Genomic DNA, 13089 nt, shown 5'->3' with positions numbered 1-13089 from the left:
AAGCGTTGGTCATAGGGTCGTGGTGTCCGAAGGCTCTGGTACGTGACCCGCAGTCGACGGTCGGATCTTGGCCTTCGGGCCGATCTTCATTTGCTGATGGCCCTCCCTGACCTGACTTTCGGTACAGGCCTTATCGCACTTGCTGCCGCCTTTCTGCGTCGCTTCGGCGCCAACCGCTTCAGCTTCAGCCACTGTCCAGCGGGCATTCGCATCGATGGTCTTGCCTGTCACATGGGGCTCCACTGTCGGGTGCGTCACGGTGAGGAGGTTCGTTTCTTCGTGGATATCGCCGTGGGTGCCGGTGGAGTGGCTATGGCCATCCTCACAGATGCAGGGCGCTTTGTCGGGGTCGTACTTGTTGTCCCCGTTCGCATCCGTCAGGAGAGGCTTGCCGCTCGCGCCTCTTTCCTTGAACTGTGATTTCGGCACGATGTGGTGGGGCGTCTTCCCATCGCAACAGTTCGAGGGTGAGTAGGGTGTCAGCACGCACTCCATCGCCTTCTTGCACTTCGGGTCGGCACAGAGCGCTTCCGACGCCCCCGCTCGATTGATGCTTCCGGTGGAGTAGGTGTTGGCATCGACATGGCGCTGGCAGTTGTTGTCCTTCAGCCCCTTCCTCACGTTATGGCAGGGATGGGAGGGGTCAGCGGCCGCCGCCGTGTCCAGGTAGGGCCAGGTCGGGCTGTTGCCTGGATCGGAAGCGTGATTGTGAGTGGTCAGGTCCAGGTTGCGTACGACGTTTTCCCCTTCGAACTTCACGTCCATGGACCAGGCCTTGAAGTACACCTTTCCTTTGATCTTGCTGGTGACGACGCCCTTCTTCGGCGCACAACCCGGCTCATCCCCATAACTGGTCTTGAAATAGCTCTTGTCCTTGAGCATCACTTCCTTGCCGCTGATCTTCACCGTCCTGCTGCCGTTGGTGGTGTCCTTGGCCATGCCGGTGTTGGGATAGGGAATCGGTACGCCCGGAGGGGTTGCGGGGGTTTGCGGCGGTGTGAAGCAGACATCGGGGAAGGCGGCGATTGCCTTGCCATCGGCCGCCTTGCAGGCAATCTCCATGTTGTTGGCATAGACATCATTGCCCATCAGGCAGCCCTCACGATCTGGTAGCTGAGCAGGGCGGCGGCGCGTTGGCCGGCGTCGTTGCCGAGGTGGCAGAAGATGTTCGGGCCATCGCCGTACTGCTTGCGACAGGCGGCGAGGGCGACGGCGAGCATGGCGGGGCCGATGGCGGCGCCGGTTTCGCCGATGCAGTCGGCCGGGTGCAAGAGGTGGAAGTGTTCCTTGCGCACGCGCAGGGTACGACTCAGGGCAAGTGCGGCTTCCTTGAAGTAGTACTGCTCGCCGGAGATATCGGTCAGCCGATAGTCCATCTTCTCCAGCCCGCAGCCGGCTTCGGCCAGGGCGGAGCGGACGGCCTGGGTCAGACCGTCGGCCCGCAGGGGGATGCCTTCGGCTTCCACCGTGGCCTTTTCCATGCCGAAGCCGAGGCCGATGCAGGCCAGCTGCGGTTCCTCGCTCGCCACCGGCACGCCGATCACCACGGCGGCGGCGCCTTCGCCTGGGATGAAGCCGTTGGAGTTCCGGCTGGTGAGCAGGCGTTCGCGTGCTTCGTAGGCGGCGAGGGTCGGTCCGGCGAGGAAGGAATCGACACCGGCGATCAGCACATGGCGATGACCCTGCTCATGGATCAGTTTGCGCGCATTGAGCAGGGCGACCGCACCGCTGACCCGGCCACGGGGGATGACATTGGAATTGTCGTGAAAACGCAGGCCCAGTTCCCGCTCGATGTCGTGCAGCAGGCTGATGTCCAGCCCCTCGAGCCGGCCGGGGCGCTCGGCTTCGGCCAGGCCCAGGAGCAGGGGCGTCTGCTCCGGAGCGCTATCCGGCACCGTCTGGAGAGCTTCGGCGATGGCGCGGGCGGCCATCCTGACCAGCTTGCTGCGGCCGCGCCAGGGTTGCTCCAGGGGCACCGTGGCCGCGATCTGCCATTCGCCGCCCCGGTCGAGGAAGCGGGTTTCCTGGAAGTTGTCGAGGGCGCAGCGGATGGCGGCGCAGCTCGACGGCGCGTCGAGCCCCACGGCGCTGACCATGCCGGAGCCGAGGATGCAGATGGCGGACATCAAGGGCTCTCCTCCGGTTCACGCCTGGACTTCACCAGCGCCGACAGGGATGGGTAGTAGTCCTTGCCCAGCGCGCGGGCGCGCCACCAGGCGGTTGACATGGTGCCCACCAGAACCTGGGCGATCTCGAACAGGTTGCGCCTGAGCGGGCGGCTGGTGCGCCAGGTGACTTCCACCGTGCGGCTGTCGGTGTCGATGGCCAGGGTGTCGATCACCGCCTGCAGCGTTTCGTGGCCGCCTTTTTTCAGGAAGAAGGTCACTGGCACCTGCAGGGTCGGCACCTTGAAGCCGGCGCGCTCCTGCGGGGTGAGGTTGAGCAGCAGCACGTCCTCACCGCCCTTGAGGTGCTCGGTCTGCTGGTCGGCGGGAGCGGCCTGGAAGTAGCGCTCGTCGAAGTCCGCCGGCAGGAAGGGGAAGCAGTCGGCCAGCCAGGCGTCATCGTAGGTGCCGGCGAAGGCGGCGCGTTGCGGCCAGCTGCGGCCGATGGGGCCGAGGGCCATGGGGCGGTAGTCGCCGCCGGGGCTTTCGATGGGCTGGTTGAGTTCTTCGGTGGCGGGCAGCGGCATGCCGACGATGTCGGCGGCGGCGATGGCGCGCGGGTACCAGCCGCATCCGGCCGGGTTGTCCAGATAGCAGTGACACATCTCCGGCTCGTTTTCCATGGGGTGGTTGCCGCCGAAGGCCTGGCCGTAGGAAATCTCCCTTTCGGTGAACGGCTGCGGCGCGCTGGCGCCAAGGCCGAGCACGGCGTGCTGCCACTGGCGCGGGCCGACCACCGCGAAGGCCTTGCTGACCCGGCCGACGCGGATGCCGGCGGTGATGCGCGTGGCCGGCCGGCCGCCGGGGGCGAAGGCCTTGCCCAGGACGAGCACGTCGCAGAAGGGTTTGACCGGGGCGAAGTCCATCTCCTGGCGCGGGGCCGAGAGGCCGGGCTCGCCGTGGAAGGTGTCGGTCATCAGCAGTGGGCGCTGGACATCCGCCAGCCGCGCCTCGCTGCCGTCCAGCGGCAGGTCGAAGGTGCCCTTGGCGACCACCACCAGCGATTCGCGCCCGTCCGGGGCGAGGCCCTGGGTATAGGCGGCGGCGAGCTTCGTTGCGTTGAGCAGTTCCATCTGCGCCTGGCCTCAGTTGATCTGCACCGAACCACCCTTGATGCGGTTGGCGCCGGACGATCGGCTCGACAGGTAGGCGCCACGGATCAGCACCTTGCCTTCGCGGGTCAGGGTGATGCTGGCCTTGCCGCAACGCAGGACGATTTCCCGCTCGGCGCAGAATTCCAGGCGCTCGCCATCCAGCTGCGCGACGGCCGGCGGCGCGGTTTCCGGCAGGCGCTGGATGCGGCCGATGACCAGCGGCCGGGCCGGGTCGCCGGCTTCGAACAGCAGGGCGACCTGGGCGCCGATGTCTTCGCGACTGAACGTGGTGGTGGTACGCGCGGCGATGCCGGTTTCGCCGGGGCAACCCGGGAAGGCCACCACCGGGGCATCCACCTTCGGCACGTCGAGCAATACGCCGATCACGACGCCGTCCAGGCGTACCGGGGTGGCGGAGGCGGGGAGGTGGAATTCGACGGTCATGGCGCTCGCTCCTTGGCTTCAGTTCTGCAGGATCTTCTGACCCTTGATGACGACGTTGCGGTTGGCCTTGATATCGATGGCGCCGGAACCGTCGATGGTGATGTTCTTGCCGCTGATGACGATGGTGCCGTCCTTCTTCATGGTGATGCTGGCCGAGCCGGTGGTCAGGGTGATGGAGTCGCCGGCGCTGAGGGAGAAATTCCTGCCCACGTCCAGGCTGTCGTTCTGGTTCACCGAGGTGTCGCGGTTCTGGCCCACGCTGCGGCTTTCGTTCTTGCCGATGTCGGTGCTCTGGTTGCTGCCGATGCTGATGCTTTCGTTGTCGCCGACCTTCTCGGTGCGGTTGGCGCCGATGGTGATGGTCTCGTTGCTGCCGACGTCCTCGGTGCGGTTGGCGCCGATGTTGATGGTTTCGTTGTTGCCGACGCTCTCCTTGCGGTCGGCGCCGATGGTGATGGTCTCGTTGCTGCCGACATCCTCGGTGCGGTTGGCACCGATGCTGATCTTCTCGTCGCTGCCGACCTTCTCGGTGCGGTTCACGCCGATGCTGATGGTTTCGTTGTTGCCGACATTTTCCTTGCGGTCGACACCGATGGTGATGGTCTCGTTGTTGTCGACCGTCTCGGTGCGGTCGTGCTTGACGTGGACGGTCTCGTCGTTGTCGATGGTCTTGGTGCGGTCATGGCCGACCCAGTGGGTCTCGTCGTTCTCGACCTCGATGTCCTGGTTCTTTTCCGCGTGGATGAACAGCTGCTCGGCGCCTTTCTTGTCCTCCATGCGGATCTCGTTGAAGTTGGCCGGGCTGCCGCCCTTGCTGGAGCGGCTCTTCACGCCGCTCTGGGTGGCGTTGGCGGGCAGCTCGTAGGGCACGGTCTGCTCGGCGTTGTAGACCCGGCCGGTGATGATCGGGCGGTCCGGGTCGCCTTCGAGGAAGCTGACGATGACTTCCTGGCCGATACGCGGGATCTGCACTGCGCCCCAGTTCTTGCCGGCCCAGGCCTGGGACACGCGCATCCAGCAGGAACTGTTCTCGTTGGACTGGTCGTGGCGGTCCCAGTAGAAGTGCACCTTCACCCGGCCGTACTGGTCGGTCCAGATTTCCTCGCCGCCGGGGCCGACCACCAGGGCGGTCTGCGGCCCCTGGACTATGGGGTGCGGGGTCTGCGGCAGCGGCCGGAAGGTCTGGCCGGCATCCATGCAGTCGAGCTCGCTCTCGTACTGCAGCATGCCTTCCAGGCGGCCCGACTCGGCGCTTTCCTGGGTGATGTGGTAGCGCACGCCCACCACCAGGTACTCGCGGTTCTGGTCCTCGCGCGGGTAGTTGGTCAGCTTGAACAGGTGGCCGGAGCCCAGGCCGCGGGCCTTGCCCCGGAGCTGCACGCGTTCGAACCGGGCCTGGATGGCTTCGATGCGGGTGCGGGCGTAGTGCTCGCCGTCCTTGCTCTGCACGTATTCGCCCGGGTAGTCGTAGAGCGGGTAGTCGCCCTGGGCGTGGCTGCGCGACACGCTGGAACGGACCTCCAGGCGCGCGCCGGGCCGTTGGAAGTCGTAGTCGTTGAGGGCCAGGGAGCCGGGCTGGACTTCCCGGGCCAGGCGCCAGTCGAAGAAGTGGTCGCGCTCGCGCTGCTCATCGGTGGGCGGGTAGTAGGGCACGCTGGCGTAGTCGCTCACCGTCGAGTGCGCGCCGTAGGCGTCGGCCAGCACCAGCACATGGCGGCTCTTCTCGTGGCGGAAGTAGTAGTAGATGCCTTCCTGCTCCATCAGCCGGCTGACGAAATCGAAGCTGGTCTCGCGGTACTGCACGCAGTATTCCCACTCGCGGTAGGTCTGGCTCAGGGCGTCTTCGAAGTCGGAGAAGCCGAGATCGCGGAACACCTGCTTGATGATGTCCGGCACCGTGCGGTTCTGGAAAATCCGGCAGTCGGAGGTGCGGCTGAGCAGCCACAGCCAGGGCCGCAGGCTGACCTGGTAACCGGCGAACTGGCCATTGCCGGCGCTCTGGCTGCAGCGGCTGACGATGCCGTGGAAGTGGCGCCTGCTGCCGTCATGCAGCTCCAGCGCCAGGCTCATGGGCTTGCCCAGCAACTGGTCGAACTTGACGGCCGGGTCCTCGGAGACCAGTTCCAGTTCGTACTGGAAGATCCGCCCGAGTTCCTCGCTGCCATCCAGGCTCTGCAGGACCAGCACGTTCTCCCCGAGGGGGCTACTGACCTGTACCAGGCGCGTGTTCTGTGTGATCGCCATCGATACTCAGGCCTCGCTTCAAGCCCTGCGGTCAAAGTCGTAATGAAGGGCGTTGTCGCGGCAGCTGATATGCACCCCGGCCAGCGGCCGGCCCTCCAGCATGCGGGTGAGGAATTCCCGGCTGAGGTCGGGCAGCAGCGTGTTGGTGAGGATGGCGTCGATCATCCGGCCGCCGCTTTCAGTTTCGCTGCAGCGCGAGACGATCAGGTCCACCACGTCCTGGTCGTAGTCGAACGGCACCTTGTGGCTGGCCTCGACGCGGCGCTTGATCCGGCCGAGTTGCAGGCCGGTGATGCTTTTCAGCATCGCGTCGCTCAAGGGGTAGTAGGGGATGGTCGCCAGGCGGCCGAGCAGCGCCGCCGGGAACACCTTGAGCAGCGGCTCGCGCAACGCCTTGGCGATGCCCTCGGGATCGGGCATCGGGTCCGGGGCGCCGCACAGGCTGGCGATCAGCTCGGTGCCGGCGTTGGTGGTGAGCAGGATCAGGGTGTTCCTGAAGTCGATCTGGCGGCCTTCGCCATCTTCCATCACGCCCTTGTCGAAGACCTGGAAGAAGATTTCATGGACGTCCGGGTGCGCCTTCTCCACCTCGTCCAGCAGCACCACGCTGTAGGGCTTGCGCCGCACCGCCTCGGTCAGCACGCCGCCTTCGCCGTAGCCGACATAGCCGGGCGGGGCACCTTTGAGGGTGGACACGGTATGGGCTTCCTGGAACTCGCTCATGTTGATGGTGATGAGGTTCTGTTCGCCGCCGTACAGGGCTTCGGCCAGGGCCAGGGCGGTTTCGGTCTTGCCGACGCCGGAGGTGCCGGCGAGGAGGAACACGCCAATCGGTTTGCCCGGATTGTCGAGGCCGGCGCGTGAGGTCTGGATTCGCCGGGCGATCATCTCCAGTGCGTGGTCCTGGCCGATGATGCGTTTCTTCAGCTGGCGGTCGAGGTTCAGCACGGTCTCGATCTCGTTGCGCGCCATGCGCCCGACGGGAATGCCGGTCCAATCCGCCACCACCGAGGCCACCGCCTGGTAGTCCACGCTCGGCAGGATCAGTGGCGACTCACCCTGCAGGGTGCCGAGGTGCTCCTGCAACTGGCCGAGCCGCTGGCGCAAGGCCTGGCGCTCGGCGTCGTCGAGGCGCCCGGACGGCGCTTCGGGGGTGTCCTTACCCGTATCGTCCACGGTTTCTGCCGAGCCGCGCAGCCGGGCGCGTACGGCGAGCAGCTCGTCCACCAGGGCTTTTTCTTCGCTCCAGCGAGCTTCCAGGGCGGCCAGGCGTTCACTCTCTGCGGCCAGCGCCGCGTCGGCATCGGCCCGGCGTTTGCCGGTGTCGATGCCGATGGCCTGCTCGCGCCCGATGATCGCCAGTTCCGTGGTCAGCGCTTCGATGCGCCGGCGGCTGTCGTCAACCTCGGCGGGCACCGCGTGCAGGCCGATGGCGACCCGCGCGCAGGCGGTGTCGAGCAGGCTGACCGACTTGTCCGGCAGCTGGCGCGCCGGAATGTAGCGGTGGGACAGCTTGACCGCCGCCTCCAACGCCTCGTCGAGGATCTGCACCTTGTGGTGCTGTTCCATGGTCGAGGCGACGCCGCGCATCATCAGCAGGGCCTTGGGTTCGGAGGGTTCGTCCACCTGCACGACCTGGAAGCGCCGGGTCAGTGCCGGGTCCTTCTCGATGTGCTTCTTGTATTCCGCCCAGGTGGTGGCCGCGACGGTGCGCAGGGTGCCGCGGGCCAGCGCCGGCTTCAGCAGGTTGGCGGCGTCCCCGGTGCCCGCCGCGCCGCCGGCGCCGACCAGGGTATGGGCTTCGTCGATGAACAGGATGATCGGCCTGGGTGAGCTCTGGATGTCTTCGATGACCTGGCGCAGGCGCTGCTCGAACTCGCCTTTCATGCTCGCACCGGCCTGCAGCAGGCCGACGTCCAGGCTGCGCAGCTCGACATCCTTGAGGGCCGGCGGCACGTCGCCGGCGACGATGCGCAGGGCGAAGCCTTCCACCACCGCCGTTTTGCCCACACCGGCCTCGCCGGTGAGGATGGGGTTGTTCTGCCGGCGGCGCATGAGGATATCCACCAGTTGGCGGATCTCCTCGTCGCGGCCGACTATGGGGTCGAGCTTGCCGCTGCGGGCCTGCAGGGTGAGGTCGACGGTGAAGCGCTTGAGCGCCTCCTGCTTGCCCAGCGCGCTGGGAGCCATGGCGCCGCTGGCCTCGCCGGGCGCGGCGGCGGCATTGAAGCCGTCGCTGGCGCCAAGGCCGTTCTCCGGCGAATTGCCGATGTATTCGCCGAAGCGTTCGGTCAGCGCCTCCACCTTGAACTTGTCGAACTCGCGGGAAATGGCCAGCAGCGCATGGCGCAGGCTCGGGGTCTTGAGGATGCCGACCACCAGGTGGCCGGTGCGCACCTGGCTCTCGCCGAACATCAGGCTGCCGTAGACCCAGCCGCGCTCCACCGCTTCCTCGACATGGGAGGACAGGTCGGTGATCGAGGTGGAACCGCGCGGCAGGCGGTCCAGCGCATCGCTCATGTCCCTGGCCAGGCGCGCGGGTTCCACGTCGAACTGGCGGATCAGCCGGTGCAGGTCCGAATCCGGTAGCTGCAGGATCTGGTGCAGCCAGTGCACCAGTTCGACATAGGGATTGCCGCGCAGCTTGCAGAACACGGTGGCGGCTTCGATGGCCTTGTAGGCAACACCGTTCAACTTGCCGAACAGCGCGGCGCGGCTGATTTCGCTCATGTTCCTGTCTCCTCGTTCCTTGGGGTGGAGGGGCGTTCCAATGCGTAGTGGCGGGCCAGCAGCAGGTCCGCGGGGGCCTTGTCCGGCGTGCCCAGCCAGGTGTCGAAGCCGAGGCGCGCGCCGCCATCCAGGTGCAGCGGCGGCACCTCTTCCCGGCGCAGCACCAGGTTCACTTCCCAGTCCAGTTCCTCGCCCTGATGCTCCGCGACCCAGGCGGCGAGCTCGCCGAACAGCTCGCCGCCGGGCAGCAGGCGCTGGTATTGCGACAGGTTCAGCGGGCCCAGGCGGATCATGAACTTGTGCTGGCGATCCCAGACGTGGCTGCCCAGGCACAGGTCCATGCCGAGTGTGCTGGCGCCGTGGCCGAGGCGGCTGCATGTGGGCAGTTCCAGCCACTGGCCGACATATTCCTCGATGCTCACCGGCAGTTCGAAATAGGTGGCGAGGATGGCGCGCAGGCCGTCCGGGTAGCGGGTCTGCGCCGCCAGGTGGCCGGTGTAGTGGTAGCGCGCGCTGTCGCAGAGCGGTCCCTGGCCGAGCAGGCTCTGCATGCCGCGCCCGGACAGCGCACCGAGGCGTGCGGCCCAGTAGTCATCGTCCGGCCGATCGTGGCTGACCGTCGGCCGCGATTCGGCCCAGGCGCGGTAGAAGAGGGTGAGCAGGCGATGGTTGAACACATCCAGGAAGCGCTTGAAGGCGCCGTCTTTATGGTGGCGCAGGCGTTCGCGGGCATATTCGGTCAGATGCAGGGGCAGTGGCCCGTTCGGGCCGGTCAGGCCGAAGAAGAACTGCTCCAGGCGCGGCGGACGGCCTTCCGCGCCGACATCGACGGCGGCCAGGGTCGAGGGGGCGAAGCCGCAGTCCGGCCGCTGGCCGAGGCGCAGTGGGTCCTCACCCAGGCGCAGCGAATGGCCGATGCGCGGGCGTGTCGGCAACTCGCACTCGATGCGCCGCAGCGCCTGGAAGAAGTCATAGTCCCAGGGCTCGGCCGCCATCGCGGCGATGGTGCTCACAGGTTCGGACGGCGTCCGGGACTCCCCGGCCATCGCATCACCTCGCCTCGATCCGTGGTGCGCAGCACCGTTTCGGTAAAACTGTTGATCGACACATAACGGGTCAGGAAACGCTCGAACACGCTGCCGAGGAGAAATACCCCGCTACCGCGAAAGGCGTTCTCGTCGAACTCCAGGCTGATCTCCAGGCCGCGGCCGAAGACGATCGGCCCCGGCATCGGCAGGCGCCGGGTACAGGGCCGGCTGCGTACCTCGAGCAGCCCCTCGATCTGCAATTGCACCGCCGGGTCGCCAGGGTCGCCGTACAGCCGCAGCAGTTCGCGCAGGGCCGCCGCGCCCTGGCCCTGCTCGGTCAGCGACAGGTAGTTCAGCGACAGCTGGCTGATCAGGCGCCAGGCGCTGGCGTCGTGGGCGCGGCTGGCCCGCGGCCGGCTCGGCCCGGCCAGGCAGCGCACGGCCAGCACGGGTGCGCTGTCTTCCAGGGTGAAGTCGCTCTTCGCGGTGCCCACCGGCATCAGCAGGGGCAGGTCGCGGTTGGTGCACAGCGCCTTGACGCCCAGCTGGCGCAGGTCATGGCGATAGGGCGCCTGGTTGGCATCCACCAGGGACACGAAGGTCTCGCTGCCGATGTAGCTGGCGCGCGGGCCGCTCCGCCGCCGCTGGCTGGGCAGCCGGCGCGGCTCGCGGCGGACGATGTAGTAGGCCTGGTCGCGGCCGTAGCGGGCCGGGTCGCGCACTGCGTAGAAAGGCTGGAAGGGCTGCTCCGGGCCGCTGCCGTAGCCGGTCACCTGTTGCAGCGAGTGGATCTCGAAGTCCAGCGGGCGGGTACGGTCGGCGATCACATGGTGCTCGTGCACCCGTTCGGACAGGTGGATGCGGTCCGTACGCCGGGGGAACAGGTTCACCGCGGGGGTGCAGAAGGGCACGAACTGCTCGGCGCCCACCGTGCCTTCCAGGGTCGGGTCCAGTTGTTCGAAGAGGACGATCAGCTCCAGCTCCTGGCCGGCGCAGCGGCGCACCGCAGGCCCCAGCCCGGAGAACTCGGCGAAGAGAAAACGCTGGGGCAGGGCGAAGTACTCCTGCAGCAGGCGGTAGCCCTGGAAGGCCCGCGGCACCACCGGCAGCAGCGCATCCTCGTCGTCCAGCCCGCGCGGCCGCAGCGCGCCCGGTGGCAGGCGTTCCACCCAGTCCTCCTGCGGGCACTTCACCAGCAGTGCGCATGCCTTGCCGAACAGTTGCTCGTAAAGGCGGAAGGGCTGCTCGTCGGCGCCGTGCAGGTACAGCGGCAGGCTGTCCAGGCCCAGGCTGTTGAAGGGCAGTCCGGCGCCGGTGCGCAGCCGCAGGCGCAGCCCCGCCTTGGCCCGGGGCTCGCCGGCGGCCAGGCGTCCGAGGGTGGCGGCCGGCGAGCCGAAGTATTCGGCACGGGCGACTTCCAGGGGCCAGAGGGTGACCGGGTGGGCGGTGCGGTATTCGCAGGCGGTCTGCTCTTCGGCGCCGAGCAGCCCGCGCAGCGCCGCGTCGCGCTGCACGGTGAAGCCGCCGGTCAGCGAGCCTTCGTTGGGATCGGCCTGGAGCTGCACCACCACCATCGACGGCGTGGGCGCCAGGTAATGCGGGTAGGCGATTTCCAGCAGGTTGTGGGTGAAGGTCGGGTATTCCGCGTCCAGCTTCAATTGCACCCGCGCGGTGAGGTAGGCGAAGCCTTCCAGCAGGCGCTCGACGTAGGGGTCGGCACAGTCGACGCCGGACAGGCCCAGGCGGCCGGCGATCTTCGGATATTCGCTGGCGAACTCCGCCGCGCTTTCGCGGATGTGCAGCAGTTCCTGGTTGTAGTAGTCCAGCAGGCGCGGGTTCATCGTGGCCTCCGCTGCTGCTCGGCCGGCACCACCTGGACGTGGCCGGTCTCGAGGTCGAGGTTGGTGGTGAGCAGCATGCGCAGGGGCACCGGTTCGGCCCACAGGTCGCCCTCGATCTCGAAGCTCAGGGCGTTGTGGTCCATTTCTTCCGGGCGCAGTTGCGCGCGCACCTTCAGGGACCTGCGCAGGATGCGCGGCTCGTAGGCGGCGATGGCGTCGGCGAGCAGCGCCTCCAGCGCCTGGACGTCGACGCTCGACGCGGTATGCCCGGCCAGGGCCGGCAGGCCGTAGTTGAGCACCGAGCTGCCGGCCGGGATCTGCGTGCCGGTGTCCGGGGCGAACAGGGCGGTGGTGTTGAACAGCCAGGCCAGGTCGCGCAGCACCGAGGCCTTGAGCTGGTTCAGCGACATGATCCGGCGGTCGGCGCCTTCCCGCGGATTGCCCGGCTCGTCGTCGGTCAGGCGGTCCAGCAGCGACGGCTGCAGGCGTTCCTGGGGCGTCAGTTCGGCCATCTCAGGCTTCCGCCGCATCGAACTGCAGGCTGCGCAGCTGCGCCTGCAGCGCATCCAGGGCTTGGTCGAGGCGCCCTGCACGGAGTGATTCATCGGCATTCATCGCGGCTTCCTCCGGTTGTCCGCCGGAGCGGCTCAGGGACGGGACTCGAACAGCCCGATGAAGACCTTCTCGTCCCACTGGAAGGGGGGGCAGGCCGCAACCCGGCTGACCGCCCTCGAGGCTTCGAGGCCATTGCCGTGGGCCCTGATCGCCTGGATTTCGGTGCGGCAGTCCTGGCTGTCCGGCACCTTTTCGCTGCTCTCCACCAGCAGCACCCGGTTGTCACCCACCTGCCGCGTCCTCAGGCCGCCCTCCTGGTCGAGATGGAACTGGCACGGCCATTTCAGTTGCAGATCCAGGTTGGCCTGGCCGGGCTCCACCAGCGCGCAGCGGCCCTCGCGCTCCTGCAGCGCCAGTTGCCGTTCGCCGAAGCGCGCCTGGGTGGCGGTATCAGCACCGGATTGGGCGCAGGCGGGCAGGGCGATGCACAGGGCGGTGCAGAGCAGGGCATGGATTGGGCGCATCATGACAGCTCCCAGAACCAGACCTGGGCGGAGAGGTTCGAGGGGTCGTCGTAGGTCTTGGTGAAGCCGCGGTTCCACAGGTCGATATGGTCGCCCACGGCCCGGCTCTCGCCCTGGCGGGTGAAGCAGTCCTTGAAGAAGATGATCCCGGTCTTGTCGATGAGAGTGCGCTTGGCCGCGGCACCGTCGGTGTAGATGGCCGGGCGCCCGAGGTGACGCCGCCAGAGCCAGTTGGCGAGGGACTCGGCGCCACGGGCATGGCCATGGCTGCACTTGGGTTCGGAGTAGGTGTTGCGGTCGACGTGCAGGGTGCGCTCGGCATTCAGGGTGATGCTCATGCGGATCGCGCACTGGTTGTCCCAGCCCCCGTCGCAGGGGTGGTTCTCGCTCGGGTAGTTGTTCCAGAGGTTGATGAATGCCGGCTTTGCCATGTCGAAGCTCCTCTTCGTGGCAGGCAAGGTTCC

11 protein-coding genes are annotated in these 13089 nt (G+C 67.4%); all 11 read right to left on the bottom strand.

The window, feature by feature from the left end; all coding sequences use genetic code 11:
- Positions 1-9: 9 nt before the first annotated feature.
- Positions 10-1089, bottom strand: a complete 1080-nt coding sequence (locus ACFPU0_RS27730) for an HNH/endonuclease VII fold toxin-2 domain-containing protein (RefSeq protein WP_377696504.1) — start codon at positions 1087-1089, stop codon at positions 10-12.
- The gene (locus ACFPU0_RS27725; RefSeq protein ID WP_377696503.1) at positions 1089-2126 is read right to left on the bottom strand and encodes a hypothetical protein; all 1038 of its coding nucleotides are present in this window, start codon (positions 2124-2126) and stop codon (positions 1089-1091) included. The genes ACFPU0_RS27730 and ACFPU0_RS27725 overlap by 1 nt, the downstream gene beginning before the upstream one ends.
- Complete coding sequence (locus ACFPU0_RS27720) at positions 2126-3238, bottom strand: DUF2169 family type VI secretion system accessory protein (protein ID WP_377696502.1); 1113 nt, start codon at positions 3236-3238, stop codon at positions 2126-2128. Before ACFPU0_RS27720 ends, ACFPU0_RS27725 begins: the two co-directional genes overlap by 1 nt.
- Positions 3239-3250: 12 nt before the next feature.
- On the bottom strand, positions 3251-3703 hold the full coding sequence (locus ACFPU0_RS27715) for a DUF6484 domain-containing protein (protein WP_377696501.1): 453 nt from the start codon (positions 3701-3703) through the stop codon (positions 3251-3253).
- Positions 3704-3721: 18 nt separating this feature from the next.
- On the bottom strand, positions 3722-5947 hold the full coding sequence (locus tag ACFPU0_RS27710) for a type VI secretion system Vgr family protein (protein ID WP_377696500.1): 2226 nt from the start codon (positions 5945-5947) through the stop codon (positions 3722-3724).
- 18 nt (positions 5948-5965) lie between these two features.
- Positions 5966-8677: a type VI secretion system ATPase TssH gene (gene tssH / locus ACFPU0_RS27705; RefSeq protein WP_377696499.1), complete on the bottom strand. Its 2712-nt coding sequence runs from the start codon at positions 8675-8677 to the stop codon at positions 5966-5968.
- Positions 8674-9723 (bottom strand): type VI secretion system baseplate subunit TssG, encoded by a 1050-nt coding sequence (gene tssG, locus ACFPU0_RS27700; protein ID WP_377696498.1) that lies wholly within the window; start codon positions 9721-9723, stop codon positions 8674-8676. Before tssG ends, tssH begins: the two co-directional genes overlap by 4 nt.
- Positions 9687-11546, bottom strand: coding sequence for a type VI secretion system baseplate subunit TssF (gene tssF / locus ACFPU0_RS27695; protein WP_377696497.1), 1860 nt, complete (start codon positions 11544-11546; stop codon positions 9687-9689). Before tssF ends, tssG begins: the two co-directional genes overlap by 37 nt.
- On the bottom strand, positions 11543-12058 hold the full coding sequence (tssE, locus tag ACFPU0_RS27690; RefSeq protein WP_377696496.1) for a type VI secretion system baseplate subunit TssE: 516 nt from the start codon (positions 12056-12058) through the stop codon (positions 11543-11545). The genes tssF and tssE overlap by 4 nt, the downstream gene beginning before the upstream one ends.
- Before the next feature lie 135 nt (positions 12059-12193).
- Entirely contained in the window at positions 12194-12628 is a 435-nt protein-coding gene (locus ACFPU0_RS27685; protein ID WP_377696495.1) for a hypothetical protein, read from the bottom strand.
- Positions 12625-13056 carry a type VI secretion system amidase effector protein Tae4 gene (locus ACFPU0_RS27680; protein WP_377696494.1) on the bottom strand — a complete coding sequence of 144 codons (432 nt, stop codon included), beginning with the start codon at positions 13054-13056 and terminating at the stop codon, positions 12625-12627. Before ACFPU0_RS27680 ends, ACFPU0_RS27685 begins: the two co-directional genes overlap by 4 nt.
- Between the last annotated feature and the right edge of the window lie 33 nt (positions 13057-13089).

Origin of the sequence: Pseudomonas sp. GCM10022186 (assembly GCF_042656385.1) — a bacterium.
Lineage (GTDB): Bacteria > Pseudomonadota > Gammaproteobacteria > Pseudomonadales > Pseudomonadaceae > Metapseudomonas.
This window is presented reverse-complemented; position numbering and strand designations above follow the sequence as displayed.